Annotated in this window: 28 protein-coding genes and 1 tRNA gene; 14 read left to right on the top strand and 15 right to left on the bottom strand. The window is 53.6% G+C overall.

Annotation, left to right across the window (positions count from 1 at the left end; all coding sequences use genetic code 11):
- Nucleotides 1-19 precede the first annotated feature (19 nt).
- Genes JXQ85_RS05745 through JXQ85_RS05730 form a run of 4 tightly spaced genes read right to left on the bottom strand, consistent with a single transcriptional unit; the run spans nucleotide 20 to nucleotide 3,606 of the window.
- Entirely contained in the window at nucleotides 20-1,204 is a 1,185-nt protein-coding gene (locus JXQ85_RS05745; protein ID WP_421747926.1) for a vWA domain-containing protein, read from the bottom strand.
- A 4-nt stretch (nucleotides 1,205-1,208) separates the two neighbouring features.
- Entirely contained in the window at nucleotides 1,209-1,373 is a 165-nt protein-coding gene (locus tag JXQ85_RS05740; protein ID WP_421747925.1) for a hypothetical protein, read from the bottom strand.
- Nucleotides 1,374-1,393: 20 nt separating this feature from the next.
- The gene (locus tag JXQ85_RS05735; RefSeq protein WP_421747924.1) at nucleotides 1,394-2,770 is read right to left on the bottom strand and encodes a DUF2927 domain-containing protein; all 1,377 of its coding nucleotides are present in this window, start codon (nucleotides 2,768-2,770) and stop codon (nucleotides 1,394-1,396) included.
- A complete protein-coding gene (locus JXQ85_RS05730) occupies nucleotides 2,767-3,606 on the bottom strand; it encodes an AAA family ATPase (RefSeq protein ID WP_421747923.1) in 840 nt (279 codons plus the stop codon). The genes JXQ85_RS05735 and JXQ85_RS05730 overlap by 4 nt, the downstream gene beginning before the upstream one ends.
- Before the next feature lie 193 nt (nucleotides 3,607-3,799).
- On the opposite strand from JXQ85_RS05730, the gene dksA reads away from it, so the two are divergent.
- Together dksA and JXQ85_RS05720 are read left to right on the top strand one after the other, a co-directional pair.
- On the top strand, nucleotides 3,800-4,222 hold the full coding sequence (gene dksA / locus JXQ85_RS05725) for an RNA polymerase-binding protein DksA (protein WP_421747922.1): 423 nt from the start codon (nucleotides 3,800-3,802) through the stop codon (nucleotides 4,220-4,222).
- Between the two features lie 97 nt (nucleotides 4,223-4,319).
- Nucleotides 4,320-5,513, top strand: a complete 1,194-nt coding sequence (locus JXQ85_RS05720; protein WP_421747921.1) for an FAD-dependent monooxygenase — start codon at nucleotides 4,320-4,322, stop codon at nucleotides 5,511-5,513.
- A gap of 392 nt (nucleotides 5,514-5,905) precedes the next feature.
- Here the strand turns inward: JXQ85_RS05720 and xth are convergent, their stop codons facing one another.
- A complete protein-coding gene (xth, locus tag JXQ85_RS05715) occupies nucleotides 5,906-6,685 on the bottom strand; it encodes an exodeoxyribonuclease III (protein ID WP_421747920.1) in 780 nt (259 codons plus the stop codon).
- A 54-nt stretch (nucleotides 6,686-6,739) separates the two neighbouring features.
- Between xth and JXQ85_RS05710 the strand changes: the two genes are divergently transcribed.
- Entirely contained in the window at nucleotides 6,740-7,171 is a 432-nt protein-coding gene (locus JXQ85_RS05710) for an SRPBCC family protein (RefSeq protein ID WP_421747919.1), read from the top strand.
- Between the two features lie 20 nt (nucleotides 7,172-7,191).
- On the opposite strand, the gene JXQ85_RS05705 is transcribed toward JXQ85_RS05710, so the two are convergent.
- Nucleotides 7,192-7,515, bottom strand: a complete 324-nt coding sequence (locus JXQ85_RS05705) for a HesB/IscA family protein (protein ID WP_421747918.1) — start codon at nucleotides 7,513-7,515, stop codon at nucleotides 7,192-7,194.
- Nucleotides 7,516-7,615: 100 nt separating this feature from the next.
- On the opposite strand from JXQ85_RS05705, the gene JXQ85_RS05700 reads away from it, so the two are divergent.
- The 8 genes from JXQ85_RS05700 to JXQ85_RS05665 all read left to right on the top strand — a co-directional run bounded on the left by JXQ85_RS05700 (nucleotide 7,616) and on the right by JXQ85_RS05665 (nucleotide 15,002).
- Nucleotides 7,616-8,767 (top strand): deoxyguanosinetriphosphate triphosphohydrolase, encoded by a 1,152-nt coding sequence (locus JXQ85_RS05700; RefSeq protein ID WP_421747917.1) that lies wholly within the window; start codon nucleotides 7,616-7,618, stop codon nucleotides 8,765-8,767.
- A 69-nt stretch (nucleotides 8,768-8,836) separates the two neighbouring features.
- Nucleotides 8,837-9,439 carry a hypothetical protein gene (locus JXQ85_RS05695; RefSeq protein WP_421747916.1) on the top strand — a complete coding sequence of 201 codons (603 nt, stop codon included), beginning with the start codon at nucleotides 8,837-8,839 and terminating at the stop codon, nucleotides 9,437-9,439.
- A gap of 50 nt (nucleotides 9,440-9,489) precedes the next feature.
- Complete coding sequence (gene argS / locus JXQ85_RS05690; protein ID WP_421747915.1) at nucleotides 9,490-11,235, top strand: arginine--tRNA ligase; 1,746 nt, start codon at nucleotides 9,490-9,492, stop codon at nucleotides 11,233-11,235.
- 119 nt (nucleotides 11,236-11,354) lie between these two features.
- Nucleotides 11,355-12,272 (top strand): SPOR domain-containing protein, encoded by a 918-nt coding sequence (locus JXQ85_RS05685; protein WP_421747914.1) that lies wholly within the window; start codon nucleotides 11,355-11,357, stop codon nucleotides 12,270-12,272.
- Nucleotides 12,273-12,279: 7 nt separating this feature from the next.
- Nucleotides 12,280-13,272, top strand: a complete 993-nt coding sequence (locus tag JXQ85_RS05680; RefSeq protein WP_421747913.1) for a glycoside hydrolase family 3 N-terminal domain-containing protein — start codon at nucleotides 12,280-12,282, stop codon at nucleotides 13,270-13,272.
- A gap of 3 nt (nucleotides 13,273-13,275) precedes the next feature.
- Entirely contained in the window at nucleotides 13,276-14,073 is a 798-nt protein-coding gene (locus JXQ85_RS05675) for a segregation and condensation protein A (RefSeq protein WP_421747912.1), read from the top strand.
- Nucleotides 14,066-14,734, top strand: coding sequence for an SMC-Scp complex subunit ScpB (gene scpB / locus JXQ85_RS05670; protein ID WP_421747911.1), 669 nt, complete (start codon nucleotides 14,066-14,068; stop codon nucleotides 14,732-14,734). The genes JXQ85_RS05675 and scpB overlap by 8 nt, the downstream gene beginning before the upstream one ends.
- An 85-nt stretch (nucleotides 14,735-14,819) precedes the next feature.
- Entirely contained in the window at nucleotides 14,820-15,002 is a 183-nt protein-coding gene (locus tag JXQ85_RS05665; protein WP_421747910.1) for a hypothetical protein, read from the top strand.
- On the opposite strand, the gene JXQ85_RS05660 is transcribed toward JXQ85_RS05665, so the two are convergent.
- A complete protein-coding gene (locus JXQ85_RS05660; protein ID WP_421747909.1) occupies nucleotides 14,999-16,144 on the bottom strand; it encodes an MFS transporter in 1,146 nt (381 codons plus the stop codon). The genes JXQ85_RS05665 and JXQ85_RS05660 overlap by 4 nt on opposite strands.
- An 82-nt stretch (nucleotides 16,145-16,226) precedes the next feature.
- On the opposite strand from JXQ85_RS05660, the gene JXQ85_RS05655 reads away from it, so the two are divergent.
- A complete protein-coding gene (locus tag JXQ85_RS05655; protein WP_421747908.1) occupies nucleotides 16,227-16,751 on the top strand; it encodes an Lrp/AsnC family transcriptional regulator in 525 nt (174 codons plus the stop codon).
- Here JXQ85_RS05655 and JXQ85_RS05650 read toward each other — a convergent pair whose 3' ends face one another.
- The 8 genes from JXQ85_RS05650 to JXQ85_RS05615 all read right to left on the bottom strand — a co-directional run bounded on the left by JXQ85_RS05650 (nucleotide 16,752) and on the right by JXQ85_RS05615 (nucleotide 22,167).
- The gene (locus tag JXQ85_RS05650; protein WP_421747907.1) at nucleotides 16,752-17,831 is read right to left on the bottom strand and encodes a 2'-deoxycytidine 5'-triphosphate deaminase; all 1,080 of its coding nucleotides are present in this window, start codon (nucleotides 17,829-17,831) and stop codon (nucleotides 16,752-16,754) included.
- Nucleotides 17,832-17,907: 76 nt separating this feature from the next.
- Nucleotides 17,908-17,984, bottom strand: a tRNA-Pro gene (locus tag JXQ85_RS05645).
- Nucleotides 17,985-18,046: 62 nt separating this feature from the next.
- Entirely contained in the window at nucleotides 18,047-18,742 is a 696-nt protein-coding gene (locus JXQ85_RS05640) for a MerR family transcriptional regulator (RefSeq protein WP_421747906.1), read from the bottom strand.
- A gap of 9 nt (nucleotides 18,743-18,751) precedes the next feature.
- The gene (gene ihfA / locus JXQ85_RS05635) at nucleotides 18,752-19,054 is read right to left on the bottom strand and encodes an integration host factor subunit alpha (protein WP_421747905.1); all 303 of its coding nucleotides are present in this window, start codon (nucleotides 19,052-19,054) and stop codon (nucleotides 18,752-18,754) included.
- A 113-nt stretch (nucleotides 19,055-19,167) separates the two neighbouring features.
- On the bottom strand, nucleotides 19,168-20,142 hold the full coding sequence (locus JXQ85_RS05630) for a beta-ketoacyl-ACP synthase III (protein WP_421747904.1): 975 nt from the start codon (nucleotides 20,140-20,142) through the stop codon (nucleotides 19,168-19,170).
- Nucleotides 20,139-21,245 (bottom strand): phosphate acyltransferase PlsX, encoded by a 1,107-nt coding sequence (plsX, locus tag JXQ85_RS05625; RefSeq protein WP_421747903.1) that lies wholly within the window; start codon nucleotides 21,243-21,245, stop codon nucleotides 20,139-20,141. Before plsX ends, JXQ85_RS05630 begins: the two co-directional genes overlap by 4 nt.
- 21 nt (nucleotides 21,246-21,266) lie before the next feature.
- Nucleotides 21,267-21,473: a 50S ribosomal protein L32 gene (gene rpmF / locus JXQ85_RS05620; protein ID WP_421747902.1), complete on the bottom strand. Its 207-nt coding sequence runs from the start codon at nucleotides 21,471-21,473 to the stop codon at nucleotides 21,267-21,269.
- A 139-nt stretch (nucleotides 21,474-21,612) separates the two neighbouring features.
- On the bottom strand, nucleotides 21,613-22,167 hold the full coding sequence (locus tag JXQ85_RS05615) for a YceD family protein (protein ID WP_421747901.1): 555 nt from the start codon (nucleotides 22,165-22,167) through the stop codon (nucleotides 21,613-21,615).
- A gap of 122 nt (nucleotides 22,168-22,289) precedes the next feature.
- Here JXQ85_RS05615 and JXQ85_RS05610 point away from each other — a divergent pair, with 122 nt between their 5' ends.
- Nucleotides 22,290-22,742, top strand: coding sequence for an outer membrane protein assembly factor BamE (locus JXQ85_RS05610; RefSeq protein WP_421747900.1), 453 nt, complete (start codon nucleotides 22,290-22,292; stop codon nucleotides 22,740-22,742).
- 67 nt (nucleotides 22,743-22,809) lie between these two features.
- Nucleotides 22,810-23,541, top strand: coding sequence for a GNAT family N-acetyltransferase (locus JXQ85_RS05605; RefSeq protein WP_421747899.1), 732 nt, complete (start codon nucleotides 22,810-22,812; stop codon nucleotides 23,539-23,541).
- Nucleotides 23,542-23,564 lie beyond the last annotated feature (23 nt).

Raw genomic sequence — 23,564 nt, 5'->3', positions numbered from 1 at the left:
TACGAGTGCGAATATAGCTTTAACGTAGCAGTAGCCGCATTCCGTCGTCCAAACCAGATAAAGTCATTGGCACCATGCGGTCTTCAAAGATCTCGCGGATCATGCCGATGGAATGGGTGTATTCCCAGTGGGCATCGGGCACTGGATTGATCCAAAGGTGATCGGGCCATTGTTCGCGTGCCCGCTCAAGCCAGGTCTGGCCGGGTTCTTGGTTCCAATGCTCATTCGCCCCGCCAGCATAGGCAATTTCGTAAGGCGACATCGATGCATCACCAACAAAGATGCATTTGTAGTCAGACCCATAGGTGCGCAGCACATCCCAAGTCGGTGTTTGATCATTCCATCGCCTTGCATTGTCGCGCCAAACACCCTCGTAAAGGCAGTTGTGGAAGTAGAAGTATTCCAGATGTTTGAACTCAGCACGGGCTGCTGAAAACAGCTCTTCAACCACCTGAATATGTGGATCCATGGAGCCGCCGACATCCAGAAACAGCAAGACTTTGACGGCATTGCGCCGCTCAGGGCGGGTTTTTACATCCAGATAGCCATGTTCAGCCGTTGAACGAATGGTGCCATCCAGATCCAATTCATCAGCGGCCCCGTCGCGGGCCCAACGGCGCAGGCGTTTTAGAGCGACTTTGATATTGCGGGTGCCCAGTTCGACATTGTCGTCCAGATTGCGAAATTCGCGCTTGTCCCAGACTTTGACAGCCCGCTGATGTCGGCTTTCTTTCTGACCGATGCGCACGCCTTCTGGATTATAGCCATAGGCACCAAAGGGGCTGGTGCCAGCGGTGCCAATCCATTTATTGCCGCCTTGATGGCGACCTTCCTGTTCTTTCAGACGCTCTTTGAGGGTTTCCATCAGCTTGTCAAAACCACCCAGAGACTCAATCTCGGCCATTTCTTCAGCGCTGAGGTGTTTTTCGGCCATCTTGCGCAGCCACTCTTCGGGGATATCAACAGCGTTCAGCACATCTTGCGAGCTGATCGTATCGAGTCCTTCGAAAGTCGCCGCAAAGGCGCGGTCAAATTTATCCAGATTGCGTTCGTCTTTCACCATCGCTGTACGCGCAAGGTAGTAAAACGCTTCTGAATCATAGGTCGCAAGCCCGGTTTTCAAAGCCGCCAGAAAACTAAGGTATTCGCGCAGCGACACCGGGACACCTGCAGATCTAAGGTTTTCAAAAAGCGGCTGAAACATGGGACTAGAGGAAGTTCTTTTCGATGATCAGCGTGATGATAAACCCAGCAATGGCAAAGGCGATGCCATAGGCCGCTGCATAGTGCAGAATGTCGATTGTTTTGCCGTTACGACGTTTCGCATTGTATGCGCCAAACAAGATGCCGATGAGGCCAGTGATCAGATACATGGGGTTAGGGTGTCCTGTTCCTAGGATTTCGGATCGGGATTAAGGAGCGCCACTTCGCGCAGTTTAGCACGAACGATCCATTCCGGGCCAAACCCGTAACGTGCCCATCCAAGGCTGTCCAGATGTGCTGACTGCGCTGCGCTGGTTTGACCAAGGGCGTTATGGGCTTCGGCTTTGATCATCAAAAGGCTGGAAAGATGTACCGCGTTTTGAAACCGCTGCGCGTCCGGCAGGTGGCGATCGATGATCCGCAGGGCCGTTTGGGGGTCGCCACTGGCCAAGGCATAGGCGGCGCGTGGGGCCGCCACAGAAGCCCGGTGTGGACCTTCAGGAACTGAAGCCTGATAGAATTGATCCGCCAGCTGATAGTGCCGATTGGCCTGATGTGGATTGCGGAATTGCAGCACGCGCGCGTAAGCAAAGTGGCTAAAGGCGCGTCTGTGGTCGCCCCAGCCTTGTGACGTCGCAATATCAAGGGCTGCTTGCGCAGCACTCACGCGTCGGCCAGATGTACCTGTTGGACCCAAAGCTTCTTGAATGGCATTGATCCAAGCGCGCGGTGTTGTGTTGCGCGGCGCAAACCGGCTGTGGTTTCCACGCGGATTGATGCGGTTGAAAATGCCGGGCAGACGCTCTGCGACTTGCCTTTGGGTCATCCCATTGTGCAGCGCCGGGTCATAATAGGCCCTCAGGATCAGCATATCGAAACCGGTCAGCGTGGCATGGACATTGTCGTCATTAAAGACGCTGTCATCCAGTCGATAGAGATCGTTCAGCGGGCCAATGGCTTGAGCCAGCTCTTCGTGCAAACAATCGCGCATATCTTGCGGGCTGGTGTCGTAGGGCAAAAAAATCGCTAATTGCTGGCGGCTTTGCAATCCCACCCAATCGGTGCGCGCACGGCCTCGCGCACGGCGGTATTCATTCAAATCCGAGACATTAGGCACGACAAAACAGGCCGCATGAGGCAGGGCACGTTTGATTTCGCTTTTGCCGACCGCTTGGATGATCACATTTGCGCGTTCATCACGGACCTCGCGAATATCGATGCCTGCTTCTGTTCTGAGCCTGTTGATTAAGACGGATAGATCACTGCGCAATGTCGATGGCGTGCGCCCAACAAGCTTGACGGTGATAGGGCCTTCAAATCGCGTAAAGGCCGGCAACGCGCGTCCGCTTTCCAACGAAAAACTGAGATCGAGAAAATCCCGAGCGATATCTGCGTTAGAACGGCTTGGGCGCGTGACAGTCTGCGCGCGAAACTGTTTGATCGGCGGCAGGCTGGATTCCGCGAGTTTCGCCCGCGTTGGATGCGCGGGCTGCGGTGAGGTCTCAGCGCAGGCCGTTATGATCGTAAAAGCCGCAAGCAGCAGCCACGTGGAATAGGATTTGATCACCGACCCGACCGTGCCATAAAGGCAAGACGTTCAAACAAATGCACATCTTGTTCGTTTTTGAGCAGTGCCCCGTGAAGTTTCGGTAGCGCATTAGCGCCTTCACGCTTCAAATCTTCAGGTGAAAGGTCTTCGGCAAGCAAGAGCTTGAGCCAATCAATAACCTCAGAAGTGGACGGCTTTTTCTTGAGCCCTCGGGTTTCGCGGATTTCATAAAACTGCGTCAAAGCCTCGGTCAAAAGCTGATCTTTGATTCCCGGATGATGCACTTTGACAATGGCCTTCATGGTCTGAGCATCTGGGAAATTAATATAATGAAAGAAACAGCGGCGCAAAAACGCATCCGGCAGTTCTTTTTCATTATTTGAGGTGATGATGATAATCGGGCGGTTCTTGGCCTTGATGGTCTCGCCGGTTTCATAGACGTGAAAGGCCATCTTATCGAGCTCTTGCAACAAGTCGTTCGGAAACTCGATATCTGCCTTGTCGATTTCATCAATCAGTAGGACAACTTTCTCATCCGTTTCAAAGGCTTCCCAAAGTTTGCCTTTGCGAATGTAATTCGCCACATCATGCACGCGCTCCTCACCAAGCTGGCTATCGCGAAGCCGGCTGACCGCATCATATTCATAAAGGCCTTGCTGGGCTTTGGTGGTGGATTTCACGTTCCATTCAATCATGCGCAAACCCAAAGACGTGGCCACTTGTTTGGCCAATTCGGTTTTGCCCGTGCCAGGCTCGCCTTTCACCAACAAAGGGCGTTCCAGCGTCACTGCAGCATTCACAGCCATCGTCAGATCGGCCGTTGCCACATAATCCTGTGTGCCTTCAAATTTCATTTATTCGCGCCTCATTCATGGTTTTGCCAGCTGCTCAACACCGATTAAACTAGCTGCAAGATGAAATCACTTCAATGCGATCACTTGGGGTAGTGACATTCTGCTATCACTGCGATACATCCAGCGCAGTTTAGGGGGTTTTGGGTCTGCTGAGTATAGGACCGCAGGCTTGACCCGCGATGAGGGAGCGGAAATGAAAGCTGAAGTTTTCCTGCCGGAAGATTACCGTCCTGCAGATGACGAACCGTTTATGAACGACCGTCAAATTGAGTATTTTCGACGCAAGCTGACTGATTGGAAAGAAGAACTTCTTGCCGGAAGTCGCGATACAATCGAAGGTTTGCAAGATAACACTCGCAATATTCCTGATGTGGCAGACCGTGCCAGCGAAGAGACCGATCGTGCCTTGGAACTGCGCACGCGGGATCGCCAGCGCAAATTGGTGAATAAAATCGATGCGGCGCTACGCCGGATCGAAGAGGGTGAATACGGCTACTGTGAAAAAACCGGTGACCCGATTTCCCTAAAGCGTCTGGATGCGCGTCCGATTGCGACCATGTCTTTGGAAGCACAGGAACGTCACGAGCGTCGCGAAAAAGTTCACCGTGACGATTAATTTGGACGGCGATTTGAACGATTGATCGTTCAGATAAGATAAATAGAGTAAAACCGCCGGGCGTCTGCTTCGGCGGTTTTCCTTTGGGACGGCAAAGATGACTCTTTTGGGCATGAATATTGGTGTTTTGGGTGGCGGCATTGGCGGGCTGACAGCAGCTTTGGCGCTGGCGCAGCGCGGCGCGCAGGTCACTGTTCTGGAGCAAGCCGAACAACTACGTGAAGTTGGCGCTGGCATTCAAATCAGCCCAAATGGCTTCTGTGTCTTGCGTGCCTTGGGGTTGGACAAGGCCATCCGTGCGTGTGCCGTAAAGGGCGAAGCGGTTGAGCTGCGCGATTACAAGGCAGCGCGACTCGTCACGCGATTGGACCTTGGGTTGTTGGATGAGGATCAAGAGTATTTTCTCCTACATCGCGCTGATCTGATTGATGTTTTGGCAAAGGCCTGCCGTGAATCGGGTGTGGCGATCCGGTTGTTGCAAGAGGCAGAAACCGTTGTCCTAGGGCCCAAGCCACGCGTTGAAATGGTCAATGGGGATCACTTTACGGCCGATTTGATCATAGGGGCAGATGGCCTACATTCCGTGGCACGCAAAGCCCTAAATGGCACTAGCGCTCCGTTTTTCACGCGGCAAACCGCTTGGCGCGCGGTTGTACCAAACACTCTGTCACACCCCAATGTGACGCGGCTTTATATGGGGCCCAAGCGCCATTTGGTCAGCTATCCGCTGCGAGGGGGCGAGTTTGTGAATATCGTTGCCGTGCAGGAGCGCATGGATTGGGTCGACGAGGGCTGGAGCCATAAGGATGATCCCGACAACCTGCGCGCGGCATTTGCGGATTTTGGCGGCGAGGTGCCTGCATTGCTGGCGCAAGTGACCGATGTAAACCTATGGGGCTTGTTCCGTCATCCAGTTGCTCAGAAGTGGTTCGGAGAAGGCGTGGCTATTCTAGGCGATGCGGCGCATCCAACTTTGCCTTTCATGGCGCAGGGGGCTGTGATGGCGATTGAGGATGCTTGGGTATTGGCGGATTGCTTGGCAACGTCAGAAGTTACCAGTGTTGGCTTGGCGATGTACCAGTCCAAACGTCAAGAGCGCTGCACGAAGATCGTCGCGCAAGCATCTGGTAGTGCAAGGAAATACCATATTTCGTTTCCACCGATTAGATGGGCTGCTCATACCGGATTGGGGATGTTTGGGGCAATGTCACCTAAGAAAATGCTTGGTCAGTTTGATTGGATTTATCGGTTTGATGTCACGTCAAATGTCGACGGAAGCATCAAGTCTTAAGGTTGCGTCGGTGTTGTAGATAGAAAGCAAGCACGACTAAAAAGGGGAAAACCAAATAAAGGTAGATGAGGTTTACAGTGTTTGACATCAATAAGCCTTGTGCAAGCGCCGATACAAGGTCGTATTCCGTGCTGGAACCACAATCGAAACTGGTTCCGCCGGTGTTAGTGCATCCATACTCTTCTAGGATTCCCACCGCCCGTCTGCGTGACATCAAAACGGTGATTGCTGCGAGGATGCTGAGGGGCAGTAATTTCGCGATCAACGAGTTTCTTAAGAAGAAATAGCAATAGGCGCCCAATGCGAGCATTGAGAGTGGCCAGAAAAATACAAAAAACATGACGATCATATAAATCAGACTAGAGACGTATCTGGGAGTTCACAAGACGGGTTTAATCCTCCAATTCCACCCAAACCGGGACGTGGTCTGAAGGTTTCTCGCGTCCGCGTACTTCTTTGTCGATTTGACAATCTACCAGCAGGTCCGCGCATTGCGGGGACAGCAGGAAGTGGTCGATCCGAATGCCGTCATCACGGTTCCACGCCCCAGCCTGGTAGTCCCAGAAGGAATAATGTTCTGGTCCAAAGGTCCGGGCGCGGAAGGCTTCGGTGAAACCCAAATTCAGCAACCGACGATAGGCGGCGCGGCTTTCTGGGCGCGCCAATGCATCTTCTTGCCAAGCCTCCGGGCGACGTGCGTCTTCGTCTTGTGGGATGATATTGTAATCCCCCGCCATCAGAAACGGCTCTTCAGCCTCAAGAAGCTTTTCCGCATGGGCCTGCATGCGTTCCATCCAGGCGAGTTTATAGTCGTATTTCGGCCCCGGCACCGGGTTGCCGTTTGGCAGGTACAAGCCACAGACCCGCACAGGGGTTTCACCCATCACTGTCGCTTCGATCCAACGCGCTTGTTCGTCACTGTCATCACCGGGCAACCCGCGTGTGACGTCTTCCAAAGGCAATTTCGAAAGGATCGCCACGCCATTAAAACTTTTTTGCCCGTGGGTTTCGACGCGGTAGCCGCGATCTTCGATGATTTCCCGCGGGAAAGCTTCGTCTACAGACTTGATTTCCTGCAATAAAACCACATCGGGCTGTGCTTCATCTAGCCACTCGGGCAGGGCGTTGATCCGGGCTTTGATGCCGTTGATATTGAAAGTCGCGATTTTCATGCGGCAACTATGCCGTTATCAAGGGTGGCGCTCAACCCGAATTCAGGTGCCCAGATGAAATACTTTGCCGAACAGAAATTGAACCTACACCGCGATCAGGTTGTCCAGATCCTGACCGACCATGCGCAGCGGCGCCATTGGCAGCCAGGGTTTCAAAGCATGGAGCCTTTGGACGGCGAACCGGGCACTGTCGGCGCGACCAGTCTTCTAAATTTCAAGATCGGTGATCGTCCGTTTGAGATGATAGAAACCATCCTCAACAAGGACCTGCCTTATAGCTACACGGTGTCATATGTGTCAGATCAATCGGCCAGTATTTCCAAGAATACCTTCCATGAGGACCCAGATGGTGGAACCCTGTGGCAGGTTGAGCTGGAAATGAAACTGAAGGGACTGGCCGGTGTTTTTGCGATGCTGCGCCCTGCGGCTTTCAAAGCACAGACACAGGCGTTAATGCAGGAGTTTGCTAAATACGCAGACCGCTAAAAGGACTGCGTATCAGATGCTTACATTGAAAAGCTCGTGCCGCAACCGCAGGAGCTTGAAGCATTGGGGTTTTCAATCACAAAGCGCGCGCCGATCAGTTCTTCGCTGAAATCGATCACGGCATCGGTTAGAAACGGCAGCGAAACACTGTCAACCACAACTTTTTCGCCTTGGCCTTCCAGCACCAGATCATCCTCGGCTGGAGCATCAAGTTTGATTTCATATTGAAAACCTGAACAACCGCCGCCTTCAACCGCTATGCGCAAAGCCTGTCCCTGATCGCTTGCACCGATTTCGGCAAGGCGTTCAAAGGCGCGGGTTGTCACTTTAGGTGGCATTTGCATTTTGTCACTCCAGACAGGCATTTAGGCGGTTGCATGGGGCGAATATCCCACGCAGAGTGCAATATAAGTTGCCAAACAGCAGGCCACAAGGACAAGCGTCATGATTGCCGAATTTGCATCAGATCCAAAGGCTGCGCGTGGGCGTCGCGTGACGGAAGAAGAAAGTGTCTTTCGGTCGTGTTTTCAGCGTGATCGAGATCGTATCATTCACTCCAGCGCCTTTCGCCGGCTGAAGCATAAAACACAGGTTTTTGTCGAACATGAGGGCGATTACTTTCGTACGCGTCTGACCCATTCCATTGAAGTTGCGCAGGTCGCGCGTACGATTGCTGGCTCGCTTGGGCTTAATCAGGAACTCACCGAAGCCGTCGCATTGGCACATGATTTGGGCCATACGCCTTTTGGACATACCGGCGAGGACGCGCTGCATGAATTGATGACGCCTTACGGTGGCTTTGATCACAATGCCCAAGCGGTGAAAATCGTGACCTCGTTGGAACGTCACTATGCCGAGTTTGATGGGCTCAATCTGACGTGGGAATGCCTAGAGGGGATCGCCAAACATAATGGCCCGGTCGAAGGCGAGGTGCCCTACGCTTTGGCTGAATACAATACGCTTCATGATTTAGAACTGCACACCCACGCGAGTGCCGAGGCGCAAGTCGCGGCTTTGGCGGATGATATTGCCTATAACAATCACGATCTACAGGACGGATTGCGGGCAGGGCTGTTCACTGAGGCCGACATTGAAGCCTTGCCAATGATTGGACCTGCCTTTGCAGAGGTTGATCAAAAATACCCAAGCCTGAGCCAAAACCGGCGCAAACACGAAGCGCTGAGGCGAGTGTTTGGCGTCATGGTGGCGGATGTGATTGACACGTCGCAGGCGTTGTTAACCCAAAGTGGTGCAAAATCCGTTGTTGATATTCGAGGGTATGGCGCACCGGTCATCGCCTTTTCGGATGGTTTCCTGGAAGACTTGAATGTGATCCGCGAGTTCCTCTTTACCCGCATGTATCGTGCGCCTTCGGTGATGGAAAAGCGCGCTCAGGTCACAAAGGTTGTGAAACAGCTTTTCCCAATGTTCATGGAGCGCACGGATCTATTGCCGTTGGCCTGGCAGGATGATGTCAGTCAATTGCCTGATGAAACCGCGATTGCGCGCAAGGTTTCTGATTATATAGCCGGGATGACAGACCGCTATGCTTTGCTGGAATATGAACGACTTATGGGCGAGAAGCTGCCATTGTAAGCCTTATAACTAAGGTGTTTACGCAATTATCACTGTTCCTTTCAGCCCGCATCGGCTATGGGCGCCAGCATGAGTGTCTTTGAAGATAAAACCATTTTCGTCGCAGGGGCCGCATCAGACGTGGTCTGGCGTTTGTTGCCGGCGTTTGAAAGCGCAAAGGCGCGCGTGGTTTTGATGGATGAAGACGCTGATGAGCTGATGTCAATGGCACGCAAATCGCCTGCGCGATTTGATCCGCTACCAGTCACCCGATTGAATGCCAAAACCTGTGCAGCCATCGGTGGCGTTTGGCAGGATGAGCCGATTGATATCTTTTTGGATTTTCTAGCATTGACCGATGTTGGGCAAAACGAACGCATGTTGGCCGCAAGCCGCGCTTGTGTGCGGGCCTTTGAACCTGCGCTTATGGCGGCGGATGGCTGTGTTGTGTCGGCCATTCCAGCTCCGGCTCGTGAAGATGACCTCGCGGCCAAAATTATCGAGGCCGGACATTTGCAGCTCGCGCGGTCCATGAGTGATCGTTGGGCGCGTTGGCAGGTCTGTTATAACGTGTTGCGACCAGCGGCCGGAGCCTCTGCCAGTGCAATTGCACAGGCTGTAGATATCGCTGTTCAGGCTGGATGGCGCAATTTTACTGGCGTTCACGTCCCAATCCGCTCTGCTGCGCATTGACGGGGGCGCTGGCGGTGGTAAACCGCCTGCAAAGCATAAGGACGTAATCGATGAACCTGTTTTCCGAAATTCGTGGTCTGGTGATTGAGCAATTGACCGCACTGCAGGGCGAAGGCGCGCTGCCGGAAGGTCTGGATTTCACCAATGTCGCTGTGGAGCCCCCACGTGATGCGGCCCATGGCGATATGGCCACCAACGCTGCAATGGTGTTGGCGAAGCCTGCCAAAATGAAACCGCGTGACATCGCAGATGCGCTGGCGGCCAAACTAGCGGCGGATGTACGCGTTGAAACTGCCGAAGTGGCGGGCCCAGGTTTCTTGAACCTGCGTTTGGCACCAGTGCTTTGGCGCGATCTCGTGAAGGCGGTTCTGGAAACAGGCAGTGGCTTTGGTCGCTCTGACATGGGGCAGGGTAAGAAGGTGAACGTAGAATATGTTTCTGCGAACCCAACTGGTCCTTTGCATGTCGGTCACACGCGTGGTGCGGTTTTTGGCGATGCGCTGGCCTCGCTGCTGGACTTCGCAGGCTACGACGTCACCCGTGAATATTACATCAACGATGGCGGCGCCCAGGTCGATGTGCTCGCTCGGTCTGTCTATCTGCGGTACCTCGAAGCGCACGGCCAAGAAGTTGCGTTTGAGGATGGCACCTATCCGGGTGATTATCTGATCCCAGTCGGCGAAGCGCTGAAGGCCAAAGTGGGCGACTCATATGTTGGGCAAGACGAAAGTGTCTGGCTGGCAGAGGTGCGCGAATACGCAACCGAGCAGATGATGGATCTGATCCGGGCGGACCTGAAGCAACTCAACATTGAGATGGATGTCTTCTATTCAGAAAAGTCGCTTTACGGTACTGGCCGGATTGAGGCTGCGCTGAAGTCTTTGGAAGACAAAGGCCTGATCTATGAAGGCGTGCTTGAGCCGCCAAAAGGCAAAAAGCCTGAGGATTGGGAGCCACGCGAGCAAACGCTGTTCCGCTCGACCGATCACGGTGATGATGTTGATCGCCCAGTGAAGAAATCCGACGGCTCCTGGACTTATTTCGCGCCCGATATCGCCTATCACTACGACAAGGTGCAGCGCGACTTTGATCTGCTGATCGACATCTTTGGTGCCGATCACGGTGGTTATGTCAAACGTATGAAGGCAGCTGTGTCTGCTTTGTCTGACGGTCAGACTGCGATCGACATCAAGCTGACTCAGCTGGTGAAGCTCTTTAAGAACGGCGAACCATTCAAGATGTCCAAACGGGCAGGCACCTTTGTGACTCTGCGCGATGTGGTCGACCAAGTAGGCTCTGACGTCACGCGTTTTGTGATGCTGACCCGTAAGAACGATGCGCCACTGGATTTTGATTTCGACAAGGTTCTGGAGCAATCCAAGGACAACCCGGTGTTCTACGTGCAATACGCCCATGCACGGGTGTGTTCAGCCATTCGCAAGGCAGCGGATGCTGGTGTTGATGTATCTGATGCGACCATTGCAGCGGCTGATCTGAACCAACTCTCAGATCCAGCAGAGCTGGCCGTCGCCAAGAAAGTGGCCGAATGGCCTCGCTTGGTCGAGATCGCAGGCCGCACAAATGAGCCACACCGCGTGGCCTTCTACCTCTATGAACTCGCTAGCGAGCTGCACAGCCTTTACCACACCGGGAAAGACAAGCCAGAGCTTCGGTTTGTACAGGAAGATAACGCCGAGACGACACAGGCGAAAATCGCGCTAGCGCGTGCCGTCGCCATTGTTATTTCCGCAGGACTTGGTATCTTGGGGGTAACTCCGGCACAAGAGATGCGCTAAAGCACAAGACGTCGGGGTTGAGGCAATGGCAACAAACCCCGACGATTTCATGCGTCGGACCCGGGTTTTGGTTCTGAGTTTCTTGCGAAGCCAGACCTAAGATCAAGAACGAGGCGAGCATGGCACAAATCCCGATGAACGGCGCTGGTCCAGACGTGGGCTCTCCGCAAATTTCAGGCAATCTGACCAACTGGGCCGGAGCAATAGTTTCGCTTGGCCTGCTGATTGGAGCCGGTGTTTGGGGCTATAAGCTGCTGGTGCGCGATGTGACAGGCGTACCTGTTGTGCGCGCCATTGAGGGCCCGATGCGAGAACAACCGGTGGATCCGGGTGGGCAGCAAGCCGCACACCAGGGCCTATCCGTAAATAGTGTTGCCGCTGAAGGCACAGCTGCCGCACCTGCGGATCGTTTGGTTCTTGCGCCGCCACCCATTGATTTGACCGTGAATGATGAACCGGCAGCAAATGCCGAGATCGCGCCTGTGGTCCCGTCAGTCGAAGAAGAAACAGCAAACACACCTGCAACGATCACCGCACCTGCACCGATTAAGCCCGGTGATGTTGAAAGCCTAGTAGAGCGGCTCGTTGCGACCGCTGCGCCTTTGGCACCGCTTGATCCAGTCGTTGAAGCCGTCAAACCAGAAGTAGATGCAACACCTGTTGTGGCCATAGAAGGTCTTGGCACCTCCTTGCGTCCAAAACTACGCCCTGCAAAACGCGCGCAGCCAATTGCTGCAGCAGCGCCAGAGACAAAACCTTTGGATGTCGCTGCCGACAGCTTGCCTGCAGGTACGCGTTTGGTTCAGCTTGGTGCTTACGCAAGCCCAGAAATTGCGCGGGCGGAATGGGACAAGCTGCAAAGCAAGTTTGGCGACTATCTTGGAGACAAACAGCGGGTTGTGCAAAAGGCGACCAGCGGGGGGCGCACCTTCTATCGCCTGCGTGCGATGGGATTTGCTGACCTGAGCGATGCACGTCGTCTGTGTTCGTCACTGAAGGCTGAAAACGCTGACTGCATCCCAGTCGTCACGCGCTGATCAGACCATGAGCCATTTCGGAGCCACAATACTTGGATGTGAAGGGCTTACGCTATCTGCAGTTGAAAAGGCATTTTTTGCCGAGGCACGTCCATTCGCCTTCATACTATTCAGTCGCAATATCGAAGCAGCGGACCAAATCCGTGCGCTATGCGCGGATTTGCGTGATGCAGTTGGGTATGACTCTCCAATCCTGATCGATCAAGAAGGCGGCCGGGTTCAGCGCCTGCGCCCGCCGCTCGCACAGGAGTGGTTGCCGCCGTTGGAACAGATTGAACGGGCCGGCGAAAATGCGACGCGTTCGATGTATATTCGGTCTCGGATTCAGGCCCACGAATTGCGCGGGCTGGGTATTGATACCAACTGCGCTCCGCTTGTGGATGTAGCGGTTGCAGAGACCCATCCATTCTTGAAGAACCGCTGCTATGGGTTTGATGCAAAACAAGTTTCTGACATCGGTCGCGCCGTTACGGACGGGTTGATGGACGGTGGCGTTCTACCTGTTTTGAAACATATTCCGGGCCATGGGCGTTCTGTTGTGGATAGCCACTTGGCCTTGCCGACCGTGACCGCTGATGTCGATGCGCTGGTGCAGGATTTTGCGCCGTTCAAAACGCTCAATGATCTGCCGCTCGGGATGACGGCGCATTTGGTCTATCAGGCGATTGATCCGCAGCCTGCGACGATTTCCACTAAAATGATGTCCATCATACGTGAAGATATAGGCTTTGACGGTTTGATCATGACCGACGACATTTCAATGGAAGCGTTGGATGGCGATATGACCAAGCGCAGTGCGGCCTCAATCGCGGCAGGCTGTGATGTTGTTTTGCATTGCAACGGGGATCTGGCTGAAATGCGTGACGTGGTTGCGGCCAGCGGCGTTATGACGGATCGCGCTCAACAACGCGCGGAAGCGGCCTTAGAGGCGCGTCAGGCGCCCAAGTCTGTTGACATTGAGGCGCTCAACGCCGAGCTTAAAAGTTACTTAAGCGGGTAGGGTATGACAGACGATTTCATCGAAAAGGCAAAGCGGGACGCCGTCGCAGATCGACTGGCCGCCGAAGCGCTGATCGTTGATGTCGATGGCTTTGAGGGACCGCTAGACCTTTTGCTGACGCTTTCGCGTACTCAGAAGGTTGATCTGCGTAAGATTTCAATCCTGCAATTGGCCCGCCAATACCTGGCCTTTGTTGAAAAAGCCAAAGCGCTGCGTATCGAGCTGGCCGCAGATTATTTGGTGATGGCGGCTTGGCTGGCCTTCCTGAAATCCCGCCTCCTGTTGCCACCTGATCCCGAAGAAGAAGGGCCATCGGGTGAAGAACTTGCCGCGCATCTGGCGTTCCAACTGGAGCGTCTGCAAGCGATGCGCAACTCTGCGGCAAAGTTGATGGCGCGCGACCAGCTGGGCCGTGATTTCTTTGCGCGTGGTATTCCCGAAGATGTCACCAAGACCAAGATCGTGACCTATACGGCCACGCTGCTTGATCTGATGCAGGGCTATGCACGGCTGAAAACCAAGGATGAATTTCGCCCCTTCGTGATGGATCGCGATTCCGTCTACACATTGGAAGAAGCCTTGGACCGCATGCGCGGACTGATTGGTTATGCTGGCAAATGGACCGATATTCTTAGCTATCTGCCAGATGGATGGGAAAAGGATCCTAAGAAGCGTCGCTCTGCGACCGCAGCTACTTTTGCAGCTTCATTGCAATTGGCCAAAGAGGGCAAAGTTAATCTGCGCCAAGACGGGATGTTTGGCCGGATAGAAGTAAGACAAAGAGAGAGCGACCATGGCTGAAGCGTCTGATCAGGTTCAGGAACAGGAAGAAAGCCTGTTTGAAGCCCCGCCAATGGGCGAACAGGAACGCATGGTCGAAGCCATCCTATTTGCTTCTGCCGAGCCTGTGACGGTCAAGGAACTCAATGCGCGTATGCCGCATGGATCTGATGCCGCAGAAGCGTTGGTGTATCTGCGCAAACGGTATGAAGGCCGTGGGGTGCGTGTTGTGAAGGTCGGGGATGCTTACGCTATTCGGACAGCGCCTGATCTGGGCTTTTTAATGCAAAAAGAACAGGTTGAGACACGAAAGCTATCTCGCGCTGCTATCGAAACACTGGCTATTATTGCCTATCACCAGCCAGTCACGCGCGCCGAGATCGAAGAAATCCGTGGCGTGTCGGTGAGCCGCGGCACTGTGGATCAGTTGCTTGATATGGAGTGGATTCGCTTTGGGCGTCGTAAGATGACTCCGGGTCGGCCAGTGACCTTTGTGGTCACTCAGCAATTCCTAGATCAATTCGGGCTTGAAAGCGCGCGTGATCTACCGGGTCTGAAAGAACTGCGGGCCGCAGGGTTGCTCGACAATCGTTTGCCACCTGGCACATTGCCAACATCGGTGGAAGACGAAGATTTAGCCGAGGAAACCAATGAAGGCCAATCCGAATTATTTGAAGATTAATCGGTGTTAACCGGTTTTTAACTCGCCATTAAATCGCCCCAATTTGCAGATAAAATTCGCTGAAATGCAGGAAAAGAGCGGTTAAATGAACCAAATCATCAATATGATCATTCGTCGTGTCATTCGCCAGGTTGTCAATCGTGGTGTGAATGCCGGCATCGATGCCGTCGCAGGCAAAGCGAAAAAAGGTGAGGGGCAAGCGCCTCAGCCAAACGCAAAACACGCCAAACAAGCTATGCGTATGGCGCGCCGTGCGTCCAAGTTTTAAGCCGTAACGCCTGCTGCCTTCGCAGCTTGGCGTGACAGCAACGCTTCGATCAACCCAAAGATCGCCATTCCTGCGGACACAAGAATGCAGGCCTGAAGACCCCATTGTTCAAACAATGGACGGTACCCCACGGTTGCCACAAAGATACACAGATACATCACTGCTGAATTCAGCCCCATGATGGCCCCGCGCTGGCTGTGGTCCAATTTGTTGAGCCGGTTTACAGTCATGTTCAGGCCTAGATGATTAATCATACCCCAGAAGAACATCAGGATCGCAAAAGGCGTGAAAGCGTGGCTGATATAGTAAGCTATCGCAAATAGCCCGAATAGGATCGCGAAGATACCCGCCAAAGCTCGGCGCGGCGCCAGTCTGTCGAGATAGCGGTCAAAAATCATAGCCAGACCAAATCCCAGACCATAGAGCAGCGTAAACTGCCCACCATCTGAAACACTGCGTCCCAGAACTTCGGTGATATGCGTGCCTAAGTAGTTGTATACACCATAAAAACCCGCGCCAAACATGGCGACGCTGAACAGGGCACCAGTGATGCCTGGCACCTTCATCGCGCTGATCGGAGACGTGACCTTGTCACTGCGCGGCGCACTTGGGATGTGCACGAGATACATGAAGACTAGGACTGAAAAGACTGCAATCGACAGGATCGAGAACACTGCACGCCAGCCAAGGAATTCGGCGATATAGGCACTGAAAGTCACGCCGCCGACCATAGCGAGGGTCCATCCTGTTAACACTTTGCCGATGGTCTGCGCTTCCTGACCGGGTTTGGAAATCACTGCGGCCATGGTGTAAATCGCGGGCAGGGCCATGCCCACACCAACGCCAGCCAACATCTGGCCAGCGGTCAGAAAAGCCATATCTGGCGCCGCTGCGGATATGGCCAAGGCGGCGGCCACGAGGATCAGCGCGTGTTTCAACGCGATGTCGGCCCCGATCCGATCCGCAAGTGGTGCCATGACGAGCGCTGATATTGATACTCCAGCGCCGTAAGCCGCTGCCGCCGACATCACATCCGCAGGATTGGCAACACCGAGGCCCAAAGCAACTTCGGAGGCAATCGGAGACAATATCAAAGAGTTCGCGCCAATCAGACCGACGGCGATCATCAGAAGGATAACCATGAGAATTTCACATATTCAGAAGAAAGTATTGATGATATATAGATATGCTGAATGATATTCGGCAATGAGAAAGGATTTCTTTGTGAAAGAAACAGATGATATTCAGCCAAACCCGATCAAACCCAGGGTCTTGGACAAGCTTGACCGAAAAATATTAGGTGCATTGGCAGCAGATGCGACGCGCAGCTATGCAGATTTGGCCAAAGAAGTCGGTTTATCAGCCCCAGCGGTGCATGAACGCGTCAAACGGTTGCGCGCGTCAGGCGCGATCAAATGGACCGTGGCTGAACTCGATGGTCCCAGTGTGGGTAAAAACTTTCTGGCCTTTATTCACGTAGAGGCGTCAGGCTGGGGCAAGACCAAGGATTTGGTGAAACTCGCTGAATATCCGGAAGTCGAAGAGATTCACACGGTGACCGGTGATTCAGGTATGATCCTGAAAGTGCGTGTCGAAAGCGCTGAAGCCATGGAGGGTTTTCTGTGGCAGCTTTATAATTCTACAGGCGTGCGCAGCACGCGTACATATGTTGTACTGTCCACACATCTAGAGCGTGGACCACAGGCGGAAATCACAGCAGAACTATCGCAAGGGGATCATCTAAGGTGATCAGGGCATCTTGAAGTGTTTGGAAAGCTTCAGACCTTGCCCTTGATAGTTCGACGCAATGCCAGACCCATATAGTTGCTCAGGCAGCGACGACATCCGTTCGTATACCAAGCGCCCAACGACTTGGCCGTGCTCCAGAACGAAGGGTGCCTCATGGCAGCGTACTTCCAGAACACCGCGTGATCCTGCGCCACCGGCTTGGTCCCAGCCAAATCCTGGATCGAAAAAGCCCGCATAGTGCACACGGAATTCACCCACCATCGCAAGATAAGGGGCCATTTCGGCGGCGCATTCTGGCGGGATGCAGATCGCTTCACGACTCATCAGAATATAGAAGGCACCGGGGTCTAGAATAATCCTACCCTCTGTCGTGCGAACCTCTTCCCAGTAGTCAGCTGGATTGTAATGTCCGATATTGTTCAGATTGATGACGCCGGTATGACGTTTGGCACGATAGCCGACAAGGTCACCGGTTTCTGGGCGCAGATCAACGCTGAAACCCAAGCCTTCGGAAATCACCGGATCGCCTGAGACGATGGGCGTTTCGGCATGTACGGCTCGAAGTTCGTCGTCGCTGAGGAAGGTACGACCTTGGCGGAAAATGATTTGGTTCAGAAGTTGCCCGGACTGGACTACGACAGAAAAGCTTTGCGGACAGAGTTCCGCGAAGAGGGGGCCATCATAGCCTTCTGGCACGCGGTCAAATTCGATGCCCTGATCGGTGATCACGCGGGTCATCAGATCAAGCCGACCCGTGGAGCTCTTGGCACTGGCAGCAGCTGACATGCCCTCTGGCAGTGAAAGCGCCTCCATCAGGGGCACGACATAGACACAGCCTTTTTCAAGAACGGCGCCATCTGTCAGCGACATCTCGTGCATTTTGAGCGTGTCGAGCATGTCTGAAACGCTGCGGTTCAGACCAGGAAGAAACGAAGCGCGGACCCGGTAAGCCGTTGAACCCAAGCGTAGATCTAGGGAAGCAGGTTGAATTTGACCATTCAGGATTGGGGAGGCTGCCCGAATCTGCCCGGCAGAAATCATCGCTTCGATCTGATGGTCGGCAAGAACGCCAGTCTTCATCTTTGGCTCCTTTGTGCGGCTTTGACCCGCGGATACAAAAACGCCCGCCGCGCAGATGCGCGCGCGGGCTGTTTTTTGGTCGGGCTAGCAGGACTTGAACCTGCGACCTTCCGTCCCCCAGACGGACGCGCTACCAGGCTGCGCTATAGCCCGACGATGAAAATCTTCATAAAGGTTTAGAGTGTAAGGGCAAGTCCTTAAATCCAATTTCTGGCTCAAGGATTTGCAGCCTTTTGGCGGGCTGCCTGAAGCTCTGCAAGAGCCGCAACAGCCGTCGAAATTTCAGCCTTCTTGGACGGTTGTAACGCTGTAATTTCAGTCAAACGTGCGATGATCTTACGGCGTACTTCCCAAGCTGCTGAATCACCCGCGAGTGGGTTTTTAGGCTTGGTATTCTTCGGTTTAACTGGTGCATCTGTTTCCGAAGGGGAAGCAGCTGTCGGCGCAGCATCAATTGGCGCTGTTTCCACAGTCTCAGCCAATGGTGTGTCAACAGCAGGTTCAGGCACTACATCAGCTTGGACTTCAACTTCAGCCGTCTCAGGGGCCTCAGAGGTCGGTAAGTCTCCGATTAGATCAGCCTCGGTGACCGGCGCTGGATCCGCGATATGCTCCACTGCCTTGCTATCTTCATCATCAATTGGGGCGGATAAGGCGCTGATTTCTTTCACACCCTTTTCACGCAGAATCTTTTGCACACCTTTGATGGTCATGCCGTCATCATGCAACAAACGCTTGATCCCACCGATCAGCTGCATATCAGCCGGGCGATAGTAGCGCCGTCCGCCCGCCCGTTTTACCGGGCGCACTTGCGAGAATTTGCTTTCCCAAAACCGCAACACATGAGGCTGAACCTCGAGCCAATCAGCCACTTCACTGATCGTGCGAAACGCATCTTTGGATTTGGGCATGGGGTGGCCTTACTTTTTGTTGCCAGCCGCTACGCGGTCTTTCATCAGATGCGATGGGCGGAAGGTCAGCACGCGGCGCGGATTGATTGGCACTTCTTGACCAGTCTTTGGGTTACGGCCAACTCGAGCCGCCTTATCGCGCACGCTGAAAGTACCGAAGGACGAAATCTTAACCTGTTCACCTTGCACAAGGGAATCCGACATATGCTCTAGAACGCTTTCGACCAGTTGTGCAGAGTCATTGCGAGACAGACCTACCTCGCGAAATACCGCTTCGCTTAGGTCCATTCTTGTCAAAGTCTTTCCGGTCATAGCGTCCCCCTGTGAACATGTTTTGACAAACATAGGGGGTTGGAAAATTGTCTGTCAATATCAATGGTATAAAATCAATGGTTTAACCCGCTTTGGGTCCTATTTATCTGCACTTACCAGCGCAAAACCACCGATCCCCAAGCCAAACCGCCGCCAATGGCCTCGGTGACAAGCAGATCACCCTGTTTGATTTGACCACGTTCGACACCCGTGGACAGTGCCAATGGGATCGACGCCGCAGAGGTATTGCCGTGATCTTGAAGAGTCACAACCACACGATCCATGGACACGCCCAGCTTTTTGGCGGTGCCTTGGATGATGCGAATATTGGCCTGATGCGGCACAATCCAATCGACGTCTTCATGGCCAAGACCAGCCTTATCCAAAGCAGCATCAGCCGTCGATGTCAGCTTTTCGACAGCCTGACGGAAGAGGGCATTGCCCTGCATGCGCAGCTTGCCGCTTGTACCTGTTGTGGATACGCCGCCGTCGACATAAAGCATATCCTTGTAGCTGCCGTCGCTGTTCAGATCCGCAGAAAGCACGCCGCGATCTGCGTTCGTACCACTTGCTTCTTCCGCTTCAAGGATCAGCGCACCAGCGCCGTCGCCGAAAAGCACACAGGTTGCGCGATCTTCCCAGTCCATGATGCGGCTGAAGGTTTCAGCGCCGATGACCAGAACTCGTTTTGCCATGCCGCTCATGATTTGAGAATTGGCATTGGACAGCGCATATACGAAGCCTGCGCAAACGGCCTGCACATCAAACCCAAAGCCACGAGTCATACCCAGCTTGTTTTGCACCATGGTGGCCACGGATGGGAATGTCAGATCAGGAGTTGATGTTGCAATGATCACCGCGTCGATGTCGTTTGCGTCTAGTCCAGCAGAGGCGAGGGCGTTTTTGGCGGCCTCAACGGCGAGATCAGAGGTAAACTGACCCTCTGCCGCAAAATGACGTCGTTCAATACCAGAGCGGGAACGAATCCACTCGTCTGATGTATCTAGCGTTTTTTCGAATTCGGAATTGGGAACGATGCGTTCTGGCAGATAATGCCCGACGCCTTTGACGACCGCGCGAATAGTCATGTGTTTGGTCCGTTATTGTCCCCGGAAGTCTCGGTATCCTGCTGCACTTGCACAGCGGATGCAACCCGAGCTGCTAGTTTTTCTGAGAAGCCCGATTGTGCCAGTTTAAACGCCAGTTTCACAGCGGCTGAAACACCTGTTGCATCAGAGCTGCCATGGGATTTCACCACTGTGCCATTGAGGCCCAGAAAAATGCCGCCATTGACGCGACGTGGATCTATACGTTTGCTGAGACGCCGCAACGATGTGTAAGCCAGTAGGGCGGCCAGACGCGAAAGCGGTGTGAATTTAAAGGCTTCGCGCAGAAGCTGGCCAATCAGGCTCGCTGTGCCTTCGCCTGTCTTCAAAGCAACGTTGCCGGTGAAACCGTCCGTGACAATGACATCGGCAACTTCACCAGGAATATCGCCACCTTCAACAAAGCCAACAAATTCGAAGTTCGAGTTGTCGGCGTTTTTAGCCATCATTTCATGCGCGGCTTTTAGCTCAGCGCGGCCTTTGTGTTCTTCGGTCCCGACATTCAGCAGGCCAATACGTGGGCGTTCAATGCCCATGCCGTTGCGGGCATAGGATGCACCCATCAAAGCGTATTGCAGCAGATCATGTTCGTCAGCGCGAATATCAGCCCCAACGTCGAGCATAATGTTAAAGCCTTGCGGATTGCGGCTTGGCCATAGGATCGCAATGGCGGGCCGGTTTACGCCAGGCAATTTGCGCAGGCGAACAACCGACAACATCATCAATGCGCCGGTATTGCCGCAAGAGACGCAAACATCGGCTTCTTTATTGCGCACAGATTCTATCGCTGACCACATAGAGGTCGACTTGCCGGTGCGCATCACCTGACTGGGTTTGTCATCCATGCTGACGACACCTTCAGCGTTGCGAATCTCACAACGGCCCACAAGGTATTTCTTGCGGGCGACAAGGCGTTCTAGTTCTTCACGGGGGCCATGCAGAATGAACCCGATGTCCGGGTTGACTTTGGCCGAACGCGAAATGCCGGCAACAACAGCTGCCGGCCCACGATCGCCACCCATGGCGTCAACGGAAATAATGGTGCGCCCGGCACTCACGTTGTCATTATTGCTTACAACGGACATTCGGGCGCAATCCGATCCGTCTTATGCTGCGTCTTCGTCCAGATCGACTTCGTCAGCCATCGCAATGACTTCACGGTCATCGTAGTGGCCGCAGGACGCGCACACGTGGTGTGGACGTTTCAGTTCGCCGCAGTTTGGGCATTCATTAGGGTTGCCTGCAACCAGTGCGTCATGCGCGCGACGGTTGTTGCGGCGCGATTTGGATACTTTGTTCTGCTGGACAGCCATGTCGCAACCTTCAATATTTATGGGGCCAAATGCCCGATTTACAGAGCGTTCCGAGGCTTTACGCGGTCTACGCGGCCAAGTCCAACGCTAAATTCCGATGAGCGCGCGAAAATAGTCAGAAAATCCTATTTCGCAAGCCCTATTTTTCACCTTTTCCCGCAAGCTTGTTGCGCAGGCTTTCAAGCCCGGCAAAAGGACGCGCATCTTGATCTGTCATAGCCTTTTTCCCCGGTTCGGTGAAGTTGATTTCCGACAGCGAGGCATCCTCTTTTCGCGGGTAAAGTGGAAGGGCCAATGCCAAAGACTCCTTCATAACCTCTTCGAAATTGATCTCGGCCCCGAGCGCTTCGGTGTTTTCATCATCCGTAAGCTCGAATTCTTCGTCGTCTGGGCTTTCGTAACCGGCAACAAATTGCCGCTCAACAGATGTATCAACTCGGGTTGTGACAGGCTCTAGTGTGACCACGCAGGGCTGTGTGACAGTAAAGCCAAGATCAGCATGCAGGATCCAGTCGCGTTTCCCAAGCGCGGACAGGCGACCCTCAAAGCGCAGCTTCTTTAGGGCAGAAACCTTTAGTTCATCAGCCAATGCCTTCAGTTCATCCGCTTCTGGGATCAGCAAAATGTCGGTAAGTTGATTCTGCGAAAGGTCAGCAACACGGAATATGCGTTTGCTTGTGTTCTTGTCTGCCATTGTTGTTTTCCTTCCATTCGAGCGCTTCATTCTTATTGCGAAGAGCGAACCCTTTCTTGAATAAGCGCCATTCCTTCTGTAAGCCGTTAAAAGCCAAAAGATGCGAAGGCAAGAGGGCAGGGATGGAACTAAGACTGAAACCGCTGAAAACAAGTGCTTTGGCGTTATGCCTGTTGGCCGCGGCCTGTTCCGCGCAATATCGCAACCATGGTTACATGCCGCCACAGGAAGATGTGGAGGTGGTTATCGTGGGCGTCGACACCCGTGACAGTGTGATTGAAACCCTCGGGTCTCCGACTGCAGGCGGAGTATTAAACGAAGGTGGCCTTTATTATGTGCGCAGCCAATTCAAAACAGTTGGACCGTTTCGCCCACAGGAAATGTCTCGTGAGCTGCTTGCCGTATCCTTTAATGGGAACGGAACTGTCGCCAATGTGGAACGCTTTGGTCTAGAAGACGGGCAAGTCGTCAGCCTGTCGCGTCGCGTAACGGACAACGGGCTGAACGATATTTCATTCATCCGCCAACTGCTTGGAAACCTGGGGAATTTCAATCCAAGTGGGCTGCTTCAATAGATCTGTCACTGAAATGTCATGCATGCTGCACTATATCGAGTGCAGCAACAGCAGGGCGAGGTGAGATATGGTCGGCTTGAAAAAAGGGCGATACGTCGCCCGCGTGGCACAATCAGACGCAGACATCCGCGCCGCTCAGGCGCTCCGGTATTTGGCCTTTCATGGTGCTGACGGTTTGGACACGGATGAATATGACGTCATCTGTAATCACATTCTGGTTGAAGAGCGCAAATCCGGGGCCCTGGTTTGCTGTTTTCGCATGTTGCCACTTGCGACAGGCAATGAAATCTCACGCAGCTATTCCGCACAGTTCTATGAGCTAAGTGCTTTGGAGGCCTTTGAAGGCTCCATGGTGGAGATGGGGCGGTTTTGCATCCATCCTGATTGGAACGATCCTGATATTCTACGTGTCGCATGGGCTGCCATGACAGGCTATGTCGATGATAATAATGTGGAAATGCTGTTTGGCTGCTCGTCTTTCAAAGGCACCAGCACCGATCCATATCTAGACAGTTTTGCGGTTTTGCGTGACAAACACCTTGCCCCGAAACGCTGGGTGCCCCGCATCAAAGCGCCGAAGGTATTCCAATACGCGGCACGTCTGCGCCGTAAGCCCGACATGAAAAAAGCGCAGACCAAAATGCCGCCCTTGCTTCGCACCTATTTGATGATGGGGGGCTGGGTCTCTGACCATGCGGTTGTGGATCACGATATGAACACACTGCATGTCTTTACCGGCCTCGAAATCAAGGCAATCCCACCTGCGCGCAAGCGGTTGCTGCGCGCCATGTCATCTTAAGCCAATCACGGCTTGACGCTATC

Source organism: Cognatishimia sp., from assembly GCF_049116455.1.
Lineage (GTDB): Bacteria > Pseudomonadota > Alphaproteobacteria > Rhodobacterales > Rhodobacteraceae > Cognatishimia.
Note: the sequence above shows the minus strand (reverse complement) of the source record. Positions and strands in the feature narration are given on the sequence as shown.

Bases quoted from the DNA above. Each gene is read 5' to 3' on its own strand.
- JXQ85_RS05720 (WP_421747921.1), top strand. From the start codon at position 4,320: ATGACTCTTTTGGGCATGAATATTGGTGTTTTGGGTGGCGGCATTGGC.
- JXQ85_RS05685 (WP_421747914.1), top strand. From the start codon at position 11,355: ATGGCACAAATCCCGATGAACGGCGCTGGTCCAGACGTGGGCTCTCCG.
- JXQ85_RS05700 (WP_421747917.1), top strand. From the start codon at position 7,616: ATGATTGCCGAATTTGCATCAGATCCAAAGGCTGCGCGTGGGCGTCGC.
- JXQ85_RS05680 (WP_421747913.1), top strand. From the start codon at position 12,280: ATGAGCCATTTCGGAGCCACAATACTTGGATGTGAAGGGCTTACGCTA.
- JXQ85_RS05640 (WP_421747906.1), bottom strand. From the start codon at position 18,742: ATGCCCAAATCCAAAGATGCGTTTCGCACGATCAGTGAAGTGGCTGAT.
- JXQ85_RS05630 (WP_421747904.1), bottom strand. From the start codon at position 20,142: ATGACTATTCGCGCGGTCGTCAAAGGCGTCGGGCATTATCTGCCAGAA.
- JXQ85_RS05660 (WP_421747909.1), bottom strand. From the start codon at position 16,144: ATGGTTATCCTTCTGATGATCGCCGTCGGTCTGATTGGCGCGAACTCT.
- JXQ85_RS05730 (WP_421747923.1), bottom strand. From the start codon at position 3,606: ATGAAATTTGAAGGCACACAGGATTATGTGGCAACGGCCGATCTGACG.
- argS (WP_421747915.1), top strand. From the start codon at position 9,490: ATGAACCTGTTTTCCGAAATTCGTGGTCTGGTGATTGAGCAATTGACC.
- scpB (WP_421747911.1), top strand. From the start codon at position 14,066: ATGGCTGAAGCGTCTGATCAGGTTCAGGAACAGGAAGAAAGCCTGTTT.
- JXQ85_RS05665 (WP_421747910.1), top strand. From the start codon at position 14,820: ATGAACCAAATCATCAATATGATCATTCGTCGTGTCATTCGCCAGGTT.
- plsX (WP_421747903.1), bottom strand. From the start codon at position 21,245: ATGTCCGTTGTAAGCAATAATGACAACGTGAGTGCCGGGCGCACCATT.
- rpmF (WP_421747902.1), bottom strand. From the start codon at position 21,473: ATGGCTGTCCAGCAGAACAAAGTATCCAAATCGCGCCGCAACAACCGT.
- JXQ85_RS05610 (WP_421747900.1), top strand. From the start codon at position 22,290: ATGGAACTAAGACTGAAACCGCTGAAAACAAGTGCTTTGGCGTTATGC.
- JXQ85_RS05675 (WP_421747912.1), top strand. From the start codon at position 13,276: ATGACAGACGATTTCATCGAAAAGGCAAAGCGGGACGCCGTCGCAGAT.
- JXQ85_RS05745 (WP_421747926.1), bottom strand. From the start codon at position 1,204: ATGTTTCAGCCGCTTTTTGAAAACCTTAGATCTGCAGGTGTCCCGGTG.
- xth (WP_421747920.1), bottom strand. From the start codon at position 6,685: ATGAAAATCGCGACTTTCAATATCAACGGCATCAAAGCCCGGATCAAC.
- JXQ85_RS05615 (WP_421747901.1), bottom strand. From the start codon at position 22,167: ATGGCAGACAAGAACACAAGCAAACGCATATTCCGTGTTGCTGACCTT.
- dksA (WP_421747922.1), top strand. From the start codon at position 3,800: ATGAAAGCTGAAGTTTTCCTGCCGGAAGATTACCGTCCTGCAGATGAC.
- JXQ85_RS05605 (WP_421747899.1), top strand. From the start codon at position 22,810: ATGGTCGGCTTGAAAAAAGGGCGATACGTCGCCCGCGTGGCACAATCA.
- JXQ85_RS05650 (WP_421747907.1), bottom strand. From the start codon at position 17,831: ATGAAGACTGGCGTTCTTGCCGACCATCAGATCGAAGCGATGATTTCT.
- JXQ85_RS05710 (WP_421747919.1), top strand. From the start codon at position 6,740: ATGAAATACTTTGCCGAACAGAAATTGAACCTACACCGCGATCAGGTT.
- JXQ85_RS05705 (WP_421747918.1), bottom strand. From the start codon at position 7,515: ATGCAAATGCCACCTAAAGTGACAACCCGCGCCTTTGAACGCCTTGCC.
- JXQ85_RS05740 (WP_421747925.1), bottom strand. From the start codon at position 1,373: ATGTATCTGATCACTGGCCTCATCGGCATCTTGTTTGGCGCATACAAT.
- ihfA (WP_421747905.1), bottom strand. From the start codon at position 19,054: ATGACCGGAAAGACTTTGACAAGAATGGACCTAAGCGAAGCGGTATTT.
- JXQ85_RS05695 (WP_421747916.1), top strand. From the start codon at position 8,837: ATGAGTGTCTTTGAAGATAAAACCATTTTCGTCGCAGGGGCCGCATCA.